Source organism: Micromonospora sp. NPDC005237 (genome assembly GCF_040607775.1).
In the GTDB taxonomy this organism is placed as follows: domain Bacteria; phylum Actinomycetota; class Actinomycetes; order Mycobacteriales; family Micromonosporaceae; genus Micromonospora.
In genome coordinates this window covers 141,607-159,087 of the sequence record NZ_JBEXHJ010000005.1, presented here as the reverse complement: position 1 = coordinate 159,087, position 17,481 = coordinate 141,607, and the positions used below count along the sequence as shown (strand labels likewise).

Below are 17,481 nucleotides of genomic sequence, written 5' to 3'. Positions count from 1 at the left end.
AGCAGTTAGGGGACGTGCGTGGCCCCCTGACCTGCCCTGGGTCACCCCCGGCCACGGACAGGACAGGGAGTCGTAGATGCCGCCGGAGATACAACGGGTTGAGCCAACGACATCACCAGCCACCGGCCGGGCCAGGGTGAGTCGTCGTCGGACCGCCGTCTTCCTCGCCGCCGACGCCCTCGGCTGGGTCGGCGGGTTCACGGTCGCGGGCTGGGCGAGGTACGAGTTAGCTCTCACCATCGACCAGGCGGTCAACGCGGTACTGCTCGGCGGCGGGGCCGCCGTGCTGCACGTCGGCGTCAGCGCGCTGCGTCGCATCCGTTCCGGTCGTCAACCCCTCGGCACCGTCGAGGAGGTTCGTGGCCTCGCCGGCACCACCGCCACCACCGCGGCGATCGTCCTCGTCGCCCTTCTCACGCTGGGCGAACGCCCGGTGCCGGCCAGCACCCCGGTGATCGGTGCCGCGCTGGCACTGCTGCTGATGCTCAGCTGCCGGCTCCTGCACCGCCACCGACGGGACCGTGCGATGCGACCGGACGCCCGCTCGGCCACCCCGGTGCTGCTCTTCGGCCTCGGCGAGGCCGGGCAGGGGCTGGTGCGCGCGATGCTCAGCGACCCGAAGGGCCGCTACCTGCCCGTCGGCGCGCTCGACGACGACCCGGGCAAACACGACCTCCGCATCGCCGGTGTCCCGGTGCTGGGCGGCCGGCAGCACCTCGTCGACGTGATCCGCCGCACCGGCGCCACCACAGTGATCTTCGCGGTGGCCAACGCCGACGCCACGCTGATCCGCGAGGTGCGGGAGGCGACGCTGCGCACCGGCGCAGCGTTCAAGGTCCTGCCACCGGTCCGGGATCTGGTGGATCACCGGATCACCGTCAGCGACGTGCGGGACGTCCAGATCAGCGACCTGCTCGGCCGACACCAGGTGGTCGGCGACCTGACCTTGGACGACAACGGGCTCACCGGTCGACGCGTTCTGGTCACCGGCGCCGGAGGCTCGATCGGCTCGGAGTTGTGCCGGCAGATCATGCGGGCCAACCCCGGTGAGCTGATGATGCTGGACCGGGACGAGTCGGCCCTGCACAGCCTCCAGATGTCGCTCACCGGACGTGCGCTGCTGGACGGCCCCGAACTCATCCTCGCCGACCTGCGGGACGACGAAGGTATCCGACGCATCATGCGGGAACGCCGCCCCGAGATCGTCTTCCACGCCGCCGCGCTGAAGCACCTGACCCTGCTGGAACGGCACCCGGGCGAGGCGGTCAAGACCAACGTCTGGGGAACGCTCAGCGTGCTGGACGCGTGCCGGGACGTCGCCCGTTTCGTCAACATCTCCACCGACAAGGCCGCCGACCCGATCAGCGTGCTCGGCTACTCGAAGCGCATCACCGAGATGCTGACCGCGCACGCTGCGGCGACCTACCCGGGCACCTTCCTGAGCGTCCGGTTCGGCAACGTCCTGAGCAGCCGGGGCTCGGTGGTTACTGCCTTCCAACGGCAGATCGAGGCGAGGCAGCCGCTGACAGTCACCGACCCCAACGTGACCCGGTACCTGATGACGGTGCAGGAGGCGGTGCACCTGGTCCTCCAGGCGGCCGCCATCGGCCGCGACGGGGAGGCCCTGGTGCTCGACATGGGCGAGCCGGTCCGGATCGACGACCTCGCCCGCCGCATGGTCGAGCGGTCGGCCACTCCGGTCCCGATCGTCTACACCGGGCTACGCCCGGGGGAGAAGCTGCACGAGGACCTGCTCGGTCAGGGCGAGGCCGACCACCGGCCACTGCACCCGCTGATCTCGCACGTGACCGTTCCGGCCCTGGACCCCCTCGAGGTCAGTGGACTGGATCCGTTCGACGAACCTGCCAAGGTCGTCGATCAGCTCGCCCGGCTCTGTGGCAGCCCGCACGGCTCGCTCCCCCAACGGCGCGGGGGCGTACCGCTGGCCCGCTGACCTCGCGGAAACGGGGCCGACGCCTTCTGGCGTCGGCCCCGCCGCGTTCGAGGTAGAAGCCCGACCGCTCAGCCGAGAACCTGCGTGACCAGGTCCTGGGCCTCCTGCTGGAGACGGCGGAGGTGCTCCGGGCCCTGGAAGGACTCGGCGTAGATCTTGTAGACGTCCTCGGTGCCGGACGGGCGGGCGGCGAACCAGCCGGACTCCGTGGTGACCTTCAGGCCGCCGATCGGTGCGCCGTTGCCGGGGGCGGTGGTCAGGGTCGCGGTGATCGGCTCACCGGCCAGCTCGGTGGCGTCGACCTGGTCCGGCGAGAGCTTGGCGAGCACGGCCTTCTGCTCCCGGGTGGCCGGGGCGTCGATCCGGGCGTACGCGGGCGCGCCGAACCGCTCGGCCAGCTCCGCCCAGTGCTCGCTCGGGCTGCGCCCGGTCGTGGCCAGGATCTCGGAGGCCAGCAGGCAGAGCAGGATGCCGTCCTTGTCGGTGGTCCAGGTGGAGCCGTCGCGGCGCAGGAACGACGCCCCGGCGCTCTCCTCACCGCCGAAGCCGACCGAACCGTCGAGCAGGCCGGGCACGAACCACTTGAAGCCGACCGGCACCTCCAGCAGCGGCCGGCCCAGGTCGGCGGCCACCCGGTCGATCATCGAGGAGGAGACCAGGGTCTTGCCCACCGCGGCGGCCGGACCCCAGTTGGCGCGGGTGCGGAACAGGTGCCCGATCGCCACCGCCAGGAAGTGGTTGGGATTCATCAGGCCGGCATCGGGGGTGACGATGCCGTGCCGGTCGGCGTCGGCGTCGTTGCCCGTGGAGATCTGGTAGTCGGCGCGGGCGGCGATCAGGGACGCCATCGCGTTCGGCGAGGAGCAGTCCATCCGGATCTTGCCGTCCCCGTCCAGGGTCATGAACCGCCAGGTCGGGTCGACCGTCGGGTTGACCACCGTCAGGTCCAGCCGGTGCCGCTCGGCGATCTCGCCCCAGTACGCCACGCTGGCCCCGCCGAGCGGGTCCGCGCCGATCCGCACCCCGGCGTCGCGGATGGCGTCGATGTCGATCGCCGCCGGCAGGTCGTCGACGTAGTGCGCGAGGAAGTCGTACTCCCCGGTGGTGTCGGCGGCCCGGGCCCGCGCGTAGGTGATCCGGCGGACGTCCTTGAGCCCGGCGGCGAGGATCACGTTGGCGCGGTCCTGGATCCAGCGGGTGACGTCGGTGTCGGCGGGCCCGCCGTTGGTGGGGTTGTACTTGAAGCCCCCGTCGTCGGGCGGGTTGTGTGACGGGGTGATGACGATGCCGTCGGCGAGCCCGCTGGTGCGGCCCCGGTTGTGGGTGAGGATCGCGTGCGACAGCGCCGGGGTGGGGGTGTAGCCGTCGCGGCTGTCGACCAGCACGGTGACCCCGTTGGCGGCGAGCACCTCCAGCGCGTCCACGGCGGCCGGCGCGGAGAGCGCGTGCGTGTCCCGGGCCAGGAACAGCGGGCCGTCGAGGCCCTGCTCCCGCCGGTAGTCGCAGAGCGCCTGGGTGACCGCGAGGATGTGGTCGGAGTTGAACGCGTTGCGCAGGCTGGAGCCCCGGTGGCCGGAGGTGCCGAAGGACACCTGCTGCGCCGGGTCCGCGGGGTCCGGATGCTCGGCGTAGTAGGCGGTCACCAGGCGCGGCACGTCGACCAGGTCGGCGGGCTCGGCGGGCTGGCCGGCACGGGGATGGGTCACGGGGTCTACCTCCTTGATAGTGCGACGGTCACAGCTCGACCCGCTGGCCCTTGCCGATCACCACGATGCCGTTGTCGGAGACGGTGTAACGCTGCCGGTCCTTCTCCAGGTCGACGCCGATCTCGGCGCCCTCGGGGACGAACACGTTCTTGTCCAGGATGGCCCGGCGAACCACCGCGTGCCGGCCGATCTCGACACCCTCCATCAGCACCGAGCCCTCGACGTGCGCCCAGGAGTGCACCCGCACCTTCGGCGACACGATCGAGTTCTCCACCAGCGAGCCGGAGATCACCACACCCGGCGAGACCATCGAGCCGACCGCGCGGCCGACCCGCTCACCCCACTGGTGGACGAACTTCGCGGGCGGCCACGGCGGCTGCTCCGTGTAGATCGGCCACTCGAAGTTGTAGAGGTTGAAGACGGGGTGCACGTTGATCAGATCCATGTGCGCGTCGTAGAACGAGTCGAGCGTCCCGACGTCGCGCCAGTAGCCGCGGTCCCGGTCGGTGCTGCCCGGCACCTCGTTGTCACGGAAGTCGTAGACGTTCGCCTCGCCCCGCTCGACGAGCATCGGGATGATGCTGCCGCCCATGTCGTGCTTGCTGGACTTGTCCGCCGCGTCCCGCTCGACCACCTCGCACAGAGCGCGGGTGGTGAAGACGTAGTTGCCCATCGAGGCGTAGATCTCGTCGGGCGCGTCCGGCAGGCCGACCGCGTCGGTGGGCTTCTCACGGAACGCACGGATCTTCCGGCCGTCCTCGCCGACCTCGATGACACCGAACTGGTCGGCCATCGAGAGGGGCTGACGGATGCCGGCGACGGTGACCGCCGCGCCGGAGGCGATGTGGTCCTCCACCATCTGCCGCGGGTCCATCCGGTAGATGTGGTCGGCGCCGAAGACGATCACGTAGTCGGGTTGCTCGTCGTTGATGAGGTTGAAGCTCTGGTAGATGGCGTCGGCCGAGCCGGCGAACCACCACGGACCACGACGCTGCTGCGCGGGCACCGGGGTGACGTAGTTGCCGAGCAGGGTGGACATCCGCCAGGTCTTGGTGATGTGTCGGTCGAGGGAGTGGGATTTGTACTGGGTCAGCACGACGATCTTGAGATAGCCGGCGTTGGCCAGGTTGGAGAGGACGAAATCGACCATGCGGTACATCCCGCCGAACGGGACGGCCGGCTTGGCCCGGTCCGTGGTGAGTGGCATCAGGCGCTTGCCCTCCCCACCCGCCAGGACGATCGCGAGCACCTTGGCAGCCATGCCCAGACGCTATCCACCCGCGTCGGACTTCACCACTCGTACGGGGAGTCTTCTGCACTAGGGTGCGGGGTCATGACGGAACCCACCCCGCTGCGCGTCGATCTGCTCACCCGCGAGTACCCACCGGAGGTCTACGGCGGCGCGGGCGTGCACGTCGAGTACCTGGCCCGGGAGTTGCGCCACCTCACCGACGTACGCGTGCACTGCTTCGGCCTGCCGCGCACCGAGCCGGGCGTCACGGCGTACGCCGATCCGCCCGGCCTGACCGGCGCGAACGCCGCGTTGCGGACGATGGGTGTGGACCTGGAGATGGCCGCCGGCACCGCCGGCACCGACGTGGTGCACAGCCACACGTGGTACGCGAACCTGGCCGGGCACACCGCGAAGCTGCTGCACGGGGTGCCGCACGTGCTGACCGCGCACAGCCTGGAGCCGCTGCGACCGTGGAAGGCCGAGCAGCTCGGCGGCGGGTACACGCTCTCCTCCTGGATCGAGCGCACCGCGATGGAGGCCGCCGACGCGGTGATCGCGGTCAGTGCGGGAATGCGCAACGACGTGCTCGCCGCCTACCCGCAGATCGACCCGGACCGGGTCCGGGTGGTCTACAACGGCATCGACACCGTGCAGTACGCACCGGACTCCGGCACCGACGTGCTGGAGCGGCTCGGCATCGATCCCGCGCTGCCCAGCGTGGTGTACGTGGGCAGGATCACCCGGCAGAAGGGCCTGCCGTACCTGTTGCGGGCGGCCCGGGAGCTGCCGGCCGACACCCAGCTCGTGCTGCTCGCCGGCGCACCCGACACGGCCGAGATCGCCGCCGAGGTGGAAGATCTGGTCGCCGAGCTGCGGGCCAACCGCTCCGGCGTGGTCTGGGTGGCCGAGATGCTGCCCAAGCCCGAGGTGATCCAGGTGCTCACCCACGCGACAGTCTTCGTCTGCCCCTCGGTGTACGAGCCGATGGGCATCGTCAACCTGGAGGCGATGGCCTGCGAGACGGCTGTGGTGGCGACCGCCACCGGCGGCATCCCCGAGGTGGTGGCCGACGACGAGACCGGCCTGCTGGTGCCGATCGAGCAGGCCACCGACGGGTCCGGGACTCCTCTGGCCCCGGACCGTTTCGTGGCCGACCTGGCGTCGGCGATCAACACGCTGCTCGCCGACCCGGCCCGCACCGAGCGGTTCGGCCTGGCCGGCCGTCGGCGCGCCGTTGAGCACTTCTCCTGGGACGCCATCGCCCGCCAGACCCTGGAGGTCTACCGCTCCGTCGGCGCGGCCTGAGGGAGCCGGCGAGATGCGGTACGACGAACTCGAAGCGGCGATCCTCCAGTTGGTCGTCGAGGCTGACGAGGCCAAGCTGCGCGTCTTCGGCCTGGAGACGGTCACCCGGCTGGTCCGGAGCGAACTGCTCGACACCGCCTCGGACGACGAACTGACCGAGGACGCGTGGGCGGCGCTGGCCAGCGCCCGCGAGAACGTCCGGACGGCCGACGCGACGGAGCTCCGCGCACGGTTGACGCGGATCGACGCGGGCATCCTCGCCGACGGCGACCTGGATCAGGGGATCCTGATCGTCCTCACCGCGCTCGAACACTGGACCACCTACCTGGAGGAGGACCGGCGCGAGGAGCTGTATGAGTTGGCCATCCGCTCCGTCGAGGAGGTCGACTTCCAGGTCTCGGCCGACCTCGACGACGTCCTCGCCACCCCGGAGATGACCGCCGAGTACGAGCGGATGAAACGCCTGCTCACCCCCGGCCTCAGATCGCCGTCCCCGGCGGCGACTTGAGCAACGACGTCGCTTCGGCGCAGTAACCACCACGCCCGTTCCGGAGCGCGCTGGCGGCGATGCGGATGAGGTCGATATTGACCCCCGCAGCGCCACTCGGATCGTGCACCTTCAGCTTCACGTCGAGGCTCACCGCTGTCTCACCCCAACCCTGCGCCTCAAGGTTGAGGTGGGCCACCTTCTGCGACGCGAGATGCGGCAGGTACCCGAGCGGGGCGACCTCGACGCTGTCAGCGCCCGACAGGGCGTTGAGCTTGGACTGCTTCTTGGTGTTGGGGCTTTCGACCAGGTTGCGGAAGTCTTCGGTGCCGCCCAGATTGACCTGGTAGGAGCTGACCAGGGTGAGGCCCCGCTCCGCCAGCAGCCGCAGCAGCGCGTTGTGCAGCACCGAGGTGCCGAACTGGCTGGCCAGGTCGTCGCCGAGCAGCGGTAGACCGGCTGCCTCGAACCTGTCGATCCAGCGTGGATCGCGCGCTACCGGGTCGGAGGTGGTGTTGATGAAGGCGACACCCGCCGTGTGAGCTGCCTCGGCGTACGCCTGGGCGGTCTCTGGCCGGCCGCTCGGCGCCGAGTAGAGCAGCACCTCCGCCCCTGCCAGCGCCGCTGCCACCCGCTGCACCTCGGTCGCGTCGACGAGGCCCTTCGTGACCGGCACACCCGCTTCGGGCAGGTCGCAGTCCAGCCGAGGGAAGTTGTTGGGCGCCAGAAAAATCGCCTCGGTCAGATCCCGGCCGATCTTCTCCGCGGAGGTGGCGAAAGCCGCCACGACGTCGATGTCCCCCACCCCGAGCCCGTCGATCATCGGCCGGCGAATGCCGACCAGGCTGCCGCTCTGGCGGTAGAGAGCAAGCCCCTGCACCAGTGCCGACGTGTTGTTGCCGACACCGACAACCGCGACCTTCACCCGTTCGATCATGGCGGGAGGCTACGTCACCTCCGCGCGTTTCGACGGGGTGGCGATCCGCTCCGACGGGACCACGAACGGTCTCCGGAAAGTGTCGTACAGGTGTTCTAGTCTCCTACTGTGATCGATGCGTTGGAGCAGGCCGAGGCCGCCGTGGCGGCCTGCTTCGACACGGCCGCCTGGGCTGCCAACGAGCGCGATCTCGTGGCGGCGCTGGATGCGACGCACCGCCTTGAGCAACGCCTGGCCGCGGTCAAGTTGACCCTCGTGCGCGAGCTGGACGGTCGAGGCACCGCGACCGCACAAGGCGCATCCTCGACGGCCGTGTGGCTGCGGGACCGGTTACGTCTCGGGGTTGGTGCCGCCCGCCGGCTGGTCGAGCTGGCCGCAGCGCTCGACACCGCCCCATCCGGGGTGCGTGACGCGTTGGTCGGCGGCGCGGTCGACGTGGAGCAGGTGCGGGTCATCTCCGGCACGGTCGAGACCGTGCACGCCGTCGCTGGCGCGGAGGCTGCCGACAAGGCCGTCGGTGTCCTCGTCGACTGGGCGGCGCAGTTCGACGCCGCCCTGTTGCGCAAGCTCGGCACCCGCATCCTCGACCACGTCGCCCCGGAGGTCGCCGACGCCGCCGTCGATGCGGCGCTGCGGGCGCAGGAGTCACGGGCCGCCCGCGACCGGCACGTCACCGTGAGCGAGCAGCCCGACGGTCGGCTGCGCCTCACCGGCGTTCTCGATGTTGAGGCTGCGGCCCTGCTGCGCGCCGCCATCGACCCCCTCACCGCACCCACCGGCCCCGACGACACCCGCACCCCGGGCCAACGCCGCCACGACGCCCTAGCCGACGTCTGCCGACTCGCCCTGCGCACCGGCGAGCTGCCCGAGCACGGCGGTGACCCCACGCAGGTCGTCATCACCACCGGCTACGACGCGTTGGCCCGGCAGTTGGGCGCCGGAGCCCTTGACACTGGCCTTCAGCTCACCCCCGAGGCCGTGCGTCGGCTCGCCTGCGACGCCGCCATCCTCCCCGCCGTCCTCGGCGGCGCCGGCCAACCCCTTGATGTCGGCCGGCAACGCCGACTCATCACCGGGCCGCTACGACGCGCCCTGGTGCTCCGGGACCGGGGCTGCGCGTTTCCCGGCTGCGACCGCCCACCCCGCTGGTGCGACGCCCACCACATCCGGCACTGGGCCGACGGCGGCGACACCAGCCTCGACAACGCGGTGCTCCTCTGCGGCCACCACCACCAACACGTCCACCGCGGTGACTGGACCGTCCACCTCGGCGGCGACGGCCACCCCGAGTTCGTGCCACCCGCCTGGCTCGACCCCGAACAGGTCCCCCGCCGCAACCACTACCACCGACGCAACTAACCAACGGCCCACCGTCAGCGCGTCAGGCGACGCCGAGAGTGGCGGCGAGCTGGGCCAGGCCGGTGGGCGCATCGGCGGACCGCCACACGACGGCAACCAGCTTCCGCACCGCCGGCCGGTCGTGCACCTCACCGTGCGCGGTGCGTTCGGCGTCGAGCAGCGCGCGGCCGGCCCGGAGCATGTCGCCACCCCAGATGTACACGCGCGCCACATCAAGCAGGTACGCGGCCCGGTGCTCGGGTGACAGCCACCGCCACCCGTCGGTGGCGAGCAGCCGCTCATGCCGGACCGTCGCCACCGCGACATCTCCGAGCGCCGCCTCGACGACCACCCGGGCTGCCTCCACCGCCGCCGACCCGAAGTCAGTACACCCAGCGGAGCCACCACCGCGGTCGACGGTGCGGGCCAGCTCTGCGGCCCGGTCGAGGGACTGATGGGCGTTGCGCGCTCCTCCCCCGCGCGCGGCGGCGAGGGCGGCCTGGATCAACAACGTCCCGCGCAGCGATGCGGCATCCGGGGAATTGGCACCGGCCGCCTCGATCCCGTGCGCGGCTCGGAGTGCGACGTCCGCGGCCGAGCGCCGACGCTCCCGGGACCGCAGGGCCTGACTCAACGGCACGGTGGCGACACCGGAGAGCCGGGGATCGTTGGTGGCGAAGGCGACGGCGATCCCACGGTCGGCCGCCAGCCACGCCAGCTCTCCCTGGTCGACCTTCACCAGCGCCAGGGCGATGAGCGCGTACACCGACACCAGCAGTGTGTCGCCCGCCCCGCCGGCGCGGGCGGCCTGCGTCGCACGCGCGGCGTCGAGCAGGCTGGGTAGCAGGGCGAGTAGCGCCGGGTACCGGGCATGCCGGTAGCTCTGGTCGGCGTGGTCCAGACGGGCTCGCAGCTCCTCGGCGGAGGGCGTCTGGGTCGAGCCCGGCAGGTGGTATCGGGCCAACGCCGCCCGGATCCCGTCCACCCCGGCCGCGACGGGCTGCGGACGGGCTGAGCGGGTGGCCAGCAGGACCTCCACGTCGATGCGGAGCGTATCGGCGATCTCGCGGAGGTTGGACACCCGCTCCAACCGGCGTACCCCACGCTCGACCTTGTCCACCCAACTCTTCGACTTGCCGAGCCGGTCGGCGAACTGCTGCTGCGTCATGTTGCGCCGCACCCGCCACTGCGCGACCCGGCGACCCACCGGCAGCTCGTTCACCGCAGGCCCGTCGCGCTCACCGCACGATCCCGACCACAAACAACAGGAGTACGACCACCGCGATCACGAGTCCGTAGGTGTACTGCCGCCGGGTGAGCGGTGCCCGCGTCGGGTGCGGCGGACAGGGCACCCGGTCTCCGTCCGGCTGCGGAGGCCGGCCGCCGGCAACCGGGTACACCGGCGGCAACGGCCCATCCGAAGAACGCTCGTCCAACTGTGCCTCCTCGAACATGGCGGAAGGGGTGGTAACGACGCAGGTCAGGGCGGAGCGACACGGGGGAACCGCCCCGCCCTGCCAGGAGGAACTCCGCTGCTGACGAGAGATCCCCTGCCCTCAACTTAGAAGGCACTGCCTTCACAGTCAACAGAGCATGCACGGTGAGTTACCCACAGTGCGAAGATCGGTGCGCTGACGAGAGGTGGCGCCACCATGCCGCAAGCACCGCTGTACGAGCAGATCATCGATGACGTTGCTGCTTCGATTCAGGCCGGCACGTTGCAGCCGGGCGACAAGCTGCCCTCCATCGCCGAGATGCGAGAGCAGTACCAGTCGAGCGCCTGGCCGGTGCGTTACGCCCTGCGGATCTTGGAGGAGCGAGGCTGGATCGTCACTCGCCAAGGCAAGGGCTCGTTCGTGGCGCCAAACCCGCCCGCCTGAGCCTGAGGACATACCCCGACTTCGTTGATCGTTGTCAGGTGAGCAGTTCGACACGCCGAGGGTGATGCTGCTGAGGTGCCACGGATCGTCGCCGCTCGCCTGAAACCACAGGCTCCTCGTGAAGATCCGCGCAACTCCGGGGAAACTGCTGCGTCGGCGCGCGTTGAGGCGGCAGTTTCCCCGAAAGCGTGCGGATCTTGGCTTGCGCTCCGGGAGCGGGGCGGGGCGGGGCGGTCAGTCGACCGGCGTGATCAGCGTCAGGGTTGGGAAGTACGTGCGGTATCGCGCCCCATCACGGGTCAGCAGGTGGTACCGGCACACGGCGGCATGCGCGCCGATGTAGAAATCGGCTACCGGCGACCGCTTCGTGCCACCCAGTTTGCGGTACCGCGCGTAGGCCTTGCCGGCGAGGAAGCCGGCCAGGTACGGAAGCTCCTCGCGCAGAAAGTCCCCTGCCGGCAATGCCTCGTCCAACTCCTCGATGCGGGCGAAACGGACCGACACCTCGGCGTACACGATGGGGTTGATCACCAGGTTGCCCGCGTCGCGGGCCTCGGCGAGGGCGGCGCCGGACCACTCCGCCCACTTGGCGTCGTCGGTCAGGATGTCCAGCAGCACATTGGTGTCGACCAGGGTCGTCACCGCGTCGGATGCACGCGACGGCACCGCGCGGAACCGTTCACTCGCCACGCAGCAACTCCATCAACTCTTCGGTGGACATGTGCTCGGTCTCCTTGGCGCTGCCCCGACCGCGCATGTGGCGGACGAGTCGCTGACCCCGGGTGTCGGAGCCGTGTACGCGCACGATGCGCAGGGCCCCGCCCTCCTCCACCACGTCGACCTCGTCGCCCTCGTGCAGGTTGTAACGGGCTCGCAGCGCGGCCGGGATGGTCACCTGGCCCTTGCTGTTCAACCGCATGCTCTGTACCTCCGTCACGTAATACGAACGATACGTGACACCCACCGTTACGCGGTGCGTCCGATGAACCGCGCGGGGGGCTGAGCGGGGTGCTTGGCCGCGCGCGAAGGGATCTCGCACAGTAGGTTGGCGGGGTGACAGGACGGTTCCCGATCGAAGACGTCTCCCCCGTCGTCTCGTGCGGGCGATACCCGGCGAAGGCAGTCGTCGACGAGCCGGTCCCGGTGTCGGCGCGCGCCTACCGGGAGGGGCACGACGCGCTGGGCTGCAACGTGGTGTGGGCTGGCCCGGACGGCGTGCAGCGGCCGTTCACCCGGATGCGCCCCGGCGAACCGGGCCAGGACCGCTGGCACGCCACCATCGCGCCGGACGCGGTCGGCGAATGGACCTTCGCCGTCGAGGCGTTCCAGGACCCGTACCTGACCTGGCAGAACGCGGTGACCAAGAAGATCGCCGCCGGGCAGGGTCCGGAGGACCTGGCCAACGACCTGGCCGAGGGCGCGCGAGTGCTGGCCGCCGCCCGGGAGCTGGTGCCGGCCGCCGACCGGCCCCGGGTCGCCGACGCGCTCACCGCGCTGGTCGACACCGACCTGCCGTTGCCGCAGCGGGTCGACCCGGCGCTGGCCCTGGCCGACCTGCTCTGGGAGCACCCGGTGCGGGAGCTGGTGACCGCCGGTGAGGCGTACACCCTCTGGGTTGACCGCAAGCGGGCGCTCTTCTCGGCCTGGTACGAGTTCTTCCCGCGCTCCGAAGGAGCGGCGGGTGGGCGCTCCGGCACCTTCCCCACCGCCACCGAGCGGCTGCCGGGTGTGGCGGCGATGGGCTTCGACGTGCTCTACCTGCCGCCGATCCACCCGATCGGCCGGATCAACCGCAAGGGCCGCAACAACGCGCTCACCGCCGGGCCGACCGACGTGGGCTCGCCGTGGGCGATCGGCGCCGCCGAGGGCGGCCACGACACGATCCACCCCGACCTGGGTACGCCGGCGGACTTCCACGCCTTCATCCAGGCGGCCGCGGCGCAGGGCCTGGAGGTGGCGATGGACCTGGCGTTGCAGTGCGCGCCGGACCACCCGTGGGTCACCGAGCACCCGGAGTGGTTCACCACCCGGGCCGACGGCAGCATCGCGTACGCGGAGAACCCGCCGAAGAAGTACCAGGACATCTACCCGGTCAACTTCGACAACGACCCCGACGGCATCCGCGCCGAGGTGCTGCGCGTGGTGCTGCACTGGGTGGGCGAGGGCATCCGGATCTTCCGGGTGGACAACCCGCACACCAAGCCGTTCGACTTCTGGCACTGGCTGATCGCCGAGGTCAAGAAGGTCGACCCGGACGTGCTGTTCCTGGCCGAGGCGTTCACCCGGCCGGCCATCATGCACGGGCTCGGCAAGATCGGCTTCACGCAGTCGTACACCTATTTCACCTGGCGCACGACGGCCGCCGAGATGCGGGAGTACTGCGAGGAGCTGGTCGCGTCGGCCGACCACATGCGGCCGAACTTCTGGCCGAACACGCCGGACATCCTGCACTCCTCGTTGCAGCACGGCGGCCCGCCGATGTTCAAGATCCGGGCGGTGCTGGCCGCGCTGCTCTCCCCCTCCTGGGGCCTGTACGCGGGCTACGAGCTGTTCGAGCACGTGGCCCGCCCCGGCGCGGAGGAGTACCTGGACAACGAGAAGTACGAGCTGCGCCCCCGCGACTGGGCCGGCGCCGAGGCGCAGGGCCGCTCGCTGGCACCGTTCCTGGCCACCCTCAACCGGGTCCGCCGCGACAACCCGGCCCTGCACCAGCTGCGTAACCTGCGCTTCCACGAGATCGACAACCCCGCCCTGCTGTGCTGGTCGAAACACGACCCGGACACCGGCAACACCGTCATCGTGATCTGCTCGTTCGACCCACGTGTGGTGCAGTGGGGCAACACGACGCTCGACATGCCGGAGCTCGGGTTCGACTGGCACGAGCGGTTCACCGTGTACGACGAGCTGACCGGCACCAGCTACGACTGGGGTCAGCGCAACGCGGTGCGGCTCGACCCGTACCTGCAACCGGCGCATGTGCTGACCGTCCGCCGTCCGACCCCGCCCGCCGCGCCGGCACCCGCGGGCGCCGAGCTGGCGGACCTCACCGTCGCCGACGTCCCGGACGACCTGTCCGGCGGCACCGCGCCGACGAGCCCGGCAGCGACGAGCCCGGCACCGACGAACCCGGCACCGACGGCCGGCGCTGGCACGACGGCGGCTGCGCGCCGGCCTGCGGCCCGCCCGTCCCCGCCCCGCTCCGCGGCCGCCCGCTCGGCCGCGGCCCGCTCGGCGAAGCCCCGCCCGTCCGCCTCCGCACCGACCGACGCCGCCCCGAAGGACGACCGATGGACCAGCTGATCACCGGCGTGACGCACGACCCGCACGCGCTGCTCGGCGCACACCCCGCCGACGGATGGACGACGATCCGCACGATGCGCCGGGGCGCGGGCGACGTGCTGCTGCTCGTCGGCGACGAACGGCACCCGATGAAGCGGGTGCACGACGTGGGCGTCTTCGAGACCCACATCGAGGGCACCGTGCTCGACTACCGGGTGGAGGTCGACGGCACCGTCCACGACGACCCGTACCGCTACCCGCCCACGCTCGGCGAGCTGGACCTGCACCTGATCGGCGAGGGCCGGCACGAGCGGCTGTGGGACGCGCTCGGCGCCCGGGTCTTCGACGAGGGTGTGGCGTTCAGCGTCTGGGCGCCCAGCGCGCGCGGAGTGCGGGTGGTCGGCGACTTCACCGGCTGGGGTCCGGACGACGGCTGGCCGATGCGGTCGCTCGGCTTCAGCGGCGTCTGGGAGCTGTTCGTCCCCAACGCCCGGGTCGGGGCCCGCTACAAGTACCGGGTGCTCGGCGCCGACGGTAAGTGGCGGGACAAGGCCGACCCCTTGGCGGCGTACGCCGAGGTGCCGCCCGCCACCGCGTCGGTGGTGCACCACTCGACCTACCGGTGGAACGACGCGGACTGGCTGGCCCGCCGGGCCGAGCGCCAGCCGCACCAGGAGCCGATGAGCGTGTACGAGGTGCACCTCGGCTCCTGGCGGCCCGGCCTGGGCTACCGCGAGCTGGCCGATCAGCTCACCGCGTACGTCACCGAGCTGGGCTTCACGCACGTCGAGTTCCTGCCGGTGATGGAGCACCCGTTCGGCGGTTCCTGGGGCTACCAGGTGACCGGCTACTACGCGCCGACGTCCCGCTTCGGTGACCCGGACGAGTTCCGCCACCTCGTCGACTCCCTGCACGCCGCCGGCATCGGCGTGATCCTGGACTGGGTGCCCGCGCACTTCCCCAAGGACGAGTGGGCCCTGGCCCGCTTCGACGGCACCCCGCTCTACGAGCACCCCGACCCGCGGCGCGGCGAGCACCCCGACTGGGGCACGTACGTCTTCGACTTCGGCCGCAACGAGGTGCGCAACTTCCTGGTCGCCAACGCGCTCTACTGGTGCGACCAGTTCCACGTCGACGGGCTACGGGTCGACGCGGTCGCCTCGATGCTCTATCTGGACTACTCCCGCGACGAGGGCCAGTGGGCCCCCAACCAGTACGGCGGTCGGGAGAACCTGGAGGCCATCGCGCTCATGCAGGAGGTGAACGCGACGGTCTACAAGCACCACGCCGGGGTCGTGATGATCGCCGAGGAGTCCACCGCCTGGCCGGGCGTCACCCGACCCACCGCGGACGGCGGGCTGGGCTTCGGGTTCAAGTGGAACATGGGCTGGATGCACGACACCCTGCTCTACACCTCGAAGGACCCGATCTACCGCCAGCACCACCACCACCAGCTGACGTTCTCCCTGGCGTACGCCTGGAGCGAGAACTACGTGCTGCCGATCAGCCACGACGAGGTCGTGCACGGCAAGGGCTCCCTGGCCGGCAAGATGCCCGGCGACACCTGGCAGCGGCTGGCCAACGTCCGGGCGCTGCTCGCGTACATGTGGGCGCACCCGGGCAAGCAGCTGCTGTTCATGGGCTCCGAGCTGGCCGACGACCGGGAGTGGAGCGAGGAGCGCGGCCTCGACTGGTACCTGCTGCACGACCCGGCCCGCGCCGGCGTGCAGCGGCTCGTCGGCGACCTCAACCGGGTCTACCGGGACACCCCGGCGCTGTGGGCGCAGGACACCGAACCGGCCGGGTTCCGCTGGATCGCCGGAGACGACGTCGCCAACAACACCGTGTCGTTCGTCCGGATCGCCCCGGACGGTTCGACGCTGGTGTGCGTGGCGAACTTTTCCGCGTCTCCGCTGCACGACTACCGGATCGGCCTGCCGGCTGGCGGCACCTGGGCGGAGGTGCTCAACACCGACGCCCACCATTACGGCGGGTCGGGCGTGGGCAACCTGGGCGAGGTGCACGCCGAGGACGTGCCCTGGCACGGCATGGTCGCGTCAGCGGCCCTCCAGGTCCCCCCGCTGGGCGTCGTCTGGCTCCGCCAGAGCTGAGCACCGCCCCCAGCCTCATAATCACTTAATGCTGACCAGTTGCCAGAAGGCTCCTGGAACTGGTCAGCATCAAGTGATCAAGGCGCAGCTTGTTTCCAGAGCCGGCTCGACCTGTCTCACCATCTTCGGAAGTTGCAGATGTCTCTGACAAGGTGCTGCATCATAAGCCAGGTGCGAACCGGATCGACAAGCCCGGACTTCCCCACAGCCATCCTCGTGGTGTCTCGGGCAAGCAGGATCGCCGCAAACCATCCGGTGATCACCACAATTCCGCCCATGACTAACAGGATCACGGCCAACGGTTCGACTGTGGTTTCCAGGTCATCGAACCCTGCCAGCAACGTCAAGATGATCAACAACGGAAAGATGACGAGGGCAAGCCGGAAGCTCCGCACCGCCAGTCGCCACCTTGCTGTCTGCGTGATAGCCGTCAACTCTTCCACGTCATCAGCCTCCTGACCAGACAAGAGGGTGGAAGCCTCCGGCGCAGCCGATTTTCAGCGGCTCTACTACAGATCGCATGGAGGAAGAGCAACGCAGGGCTCGATTCCACGAGATGGACGTCCACCTGCATCTCCTTGCGAGAAGCAGCTGCCGGAACGATCGTCGTGGTGCCAACAATCTCCGCTGAGGGCAACCTCTCCCCAATTGACCCGGACCAGGCCGGCAACTGCGTGTATGGAAGCAACTCGCCCCGATCGACGCCGACCACCGCCAGCGCCTGCTTCAGACACGACAAGTCAACGGCACCTCTGCAGACAAGGCTCCTATTCAGGTTGTCCGGACTGTCCCAGAAGCTGGCTGCCTGTCGCGCACATTCGGGCAGGGGAAGATCGTATGCCGCCAGGACTTGCGCGGCCGTCTCGTCAGACCTGCCGCTGGGGTCATTCGATCCATTGCCCGCACATCCCGACAGCATGATCACAGCCATCACCACCGCTAAGGAAACTGCGCGCCGCGCCATGTCAATGCCGCCAAACACTGTCGGTAATCGCCCTACTGCACGGCGACCCTTACGATCCACGCCTCGCCACGTACCGATGCTGAATAGCGCTCGAGGTCAATCCGAACCACCACGTTCGATCAAGAGGAAAAGACCTCACCGTCCGCCAAGCCAACCGGCGATTCCAGCCGTTGACACGCGACATCGGGATAAGGGCCTATCGGCCGCAGCACCATCCACCCCGCTTCCCCGGCGCAGGATAGGCGGGTCGCCATGGACCATAGCGAAGCCTGGCAACCCACCGCCG

The 17,481-nt window shown here is 70.2% G+C and carries 14 protein-coding genes; 7 read left to right on the top strand and 7 right to left on the bottom strand.

Features of this window, described 5'->3' with window-relative positions; translation table 11 throughout:
* Positions 1-76: 76 nt before the first annotated feature.
* Positions 77-1,954 carry a nucleoside-diphosphate sugar epimerase/dehydratase gene (locus ABZT87_RS15560; protein ID WP_355136123.1) on the top strand — a complete coding sequence of 626 codons (1,878 nt, stop codon included), beginning with the start codon at positions 77-79 and terminating at the stop codon, positions 1,952-1,954.
* Between the two features lie 68 nt (positions 1,955-2,022).
* Here the strand turns inward: ABZT87_RS15560 and pgm are convergent, their stop codons facing one another.
* A complete protein-coding gene (gene pgm / locus ABZT87_RS15555) occupies positions 2,023-3,660 on the bottom strand; it encodes a phosphoglucomutase (alpha-D-glucose-1,6-bisphosphate-dependent) (protein ID WP_355136121.1) in 1,638 nt (545 codons plus the stop codon).
* A 28-nt stretch (positions 3,661-3,688) separates the two neighbouring features.
* Positions 3,689-4,921 carry a glucose-1-phosphate adenylyltransferase gene (gene glgC / locus ABZT87_RS15550; RefSeq protein WP_354856733.1) on the bottom strand — a complete coding sequence of 411 codons (1,233 nt, stop codon included), beginning with the start codon at positions 4,919-4,921 and terminating at the stop codon, positions 3,689-3,691.
* A 72-nt stretch (positions 4,922-4,993) separates the two neighbouring features.
* Between glgC and glgA the strand changes: the two genes are divergently transcribed.
* Together glgA and ABZT87_RS15540 are read left to right on the top strand one after the other, a co-directional pair.
* The gene (gene glgA, locus ABZT87_RS15545) at positions 4,994-6,199 is read left to right on the top strand and encodes a glycogen synthase (RefSeq protein ID WP_355136119.1); all 1,206 of its coding nucleotides are present in this window, start codon (positions 4,994-4,996) and stop codon (positions 6,197-6,199) included.
* A gap of 13 nt (positions 6,200-6,212) precedes the next feature.
* Complete coding sequence (locus ABZT87_RS15540) at positions 6,213-6,707, top strand: hypothetical protein (protein WP_355067320.1); 495 nt, start codon at positions 6,213-6,215, stop codon at positions 6,705-6,707.
* Here ABZT87_RS15540 and ABZT87_RS15535 read toward each other — a convergent pair.
* A complete protein-coding gene (locus tag ABZT87_RS15535) occupies positions 6,679-7,623 on the bottom strand; it encodes an inositol-3-phosphate synthase (protein WP_355136117.1) in 945 nt (314 codons plus the stop codon). The two genes, ABZT87_RS15540 and ABZT87_RS15535, sit on opposite strands and share 29 nt — an antisense overlap.
* Before the next feature lie 108 nt (positions 7,624-7,731).
* Here ABZT87_RS15535 and ABZT87_RS15530 point away from each other — a divergent pair, with 108 nt between their 5' ends.
* A complete protein-coding gene (locus ABZT87_RS15530; RefSeq protein ID WP_355136115.1) occupies positions 7,732-8,982 on the top strand; it encodes a DUF222 domain-containing protein in 1,251 nt (416 codons plus the stop codon).
* 22 nt (positions 8,983-9,004) lie between these two features.
* Here the strand turns inward: ABZT87_RS15530 and ABZT87_RS15525 are convergent, their stop codons facing one another.
* On the bottom strand, positions 9,005-10,183 hold the full coding sequence (locus ABZT87_RS15525) for a helix-turn-helix domain-containing protein (protein WP_355136113.1): 1,179 nt from the start codon (positions 10,181-10,183) through the stop codon (positions 9,005-9,007).
* A 430-nt stretch (positions 10,184-10,613) separates the two neighbouring features.
* Here ABZT87_RS15525 and ABZT87_RS15520 point away from each other — a divergent pair, with 430 nt between their 5' ends.
* Positions 10,614-10,841 (top strand): winged helix-turn-helix domain-containing protein, encoded by a 228-nt coding sequence (locus tag ABZT87_RS15520; RefSeq protein WP_354856718.1) that lies wholly within the window; start codon positions 10,614-10,616, stop codon positions 10,839-10,841.
* Positions 10,842-11,075: 234 nt separating this feature from the next.
* On the opposite strand, the gene ABZT87_RS15515 is transcribed toward ABZT87_RS15520, so the two are convergent.
* Positions 11,076-11,531: a type II toxin-antitoxin system VapC family toxin gene (locus ABZT87_RS15515; protein WP_355136111.1), complete on the bottom strand. Its 456-nt coding sequence runs from the start codon at positions 11,529-11,531 to the stop codon at positions 11,076-11,078.
* The gene (locus tag ABZT87_RS15510; protein WP_354856713.1) at positions 11,521-11,778 is read right to left on the bottom strand and encodes an AbrB/MazE/SpoVT family DNA-binding domain-containing protein; all 258 of its coding nucleotides are present in this window, start codon (positions 11,776-11,778) and stop codon (positions 11,521-11,523) included. Before ABZT87_RS15510 ends, ABZT87_RS15515 begins: the two co-directional genes overlap by 11 nt.
* A gap of 116 nt (positions 11,779-11,894) precedes the next feature.
* Here ABZT87_RS15510 and ABZT87_RS15505 point away from each other — a divergent pair, with 116 nt between their 5' ends.
* Both ABZT87_RS15505 and glgB read left to right on the top strand, forming a co-directional pair.
* Positions 11,895-14,141, top strand: a complete 2,247-nt coding sequence (locus tag ABZT87_RS15505; RefSeq protein WP_355136109.1) for a maltotransferase domain-containing protein — start codon at positions 11,895-11,897, stop codon at positions 14,139-14,141.
* Positions 14,129-16,231 (top strand): 1,4-alpha-glucan branching protein GlgB, encoded by a 2,103-nt coding sequence (gene glgB, locus ABZT87_RS15500; protein ID WP_355136107.1) that lies wholly within the window; start codon positions 14,129-14,131, stop codon positions 16,229-16,231. The genes ABZT87_RS15505 and glgB overlap by 13 nt, the downstream gene beginning before the upstream one ends.
* Positions 16,232-16,347: 116 nt before the next feature.
* On the opposite strand, the gene ABZT87_RS15495 is transcribed toward glgB, so the two are convergent.
* The gene (locus ABZT87_RS15495) at positions 16,348-16,674 is read right to left on the bottom strand and encodes a hypothetical protein (protein ID WP_355136105.1); all 327 of its coding nucleotides are present in this window, start codon (positions 16,672-16,674) and stop codon (positions 16,348-16,350) included.
* Between the last annotated feature and the right edge of the window lie 807 nt (positions 16,675-17,481).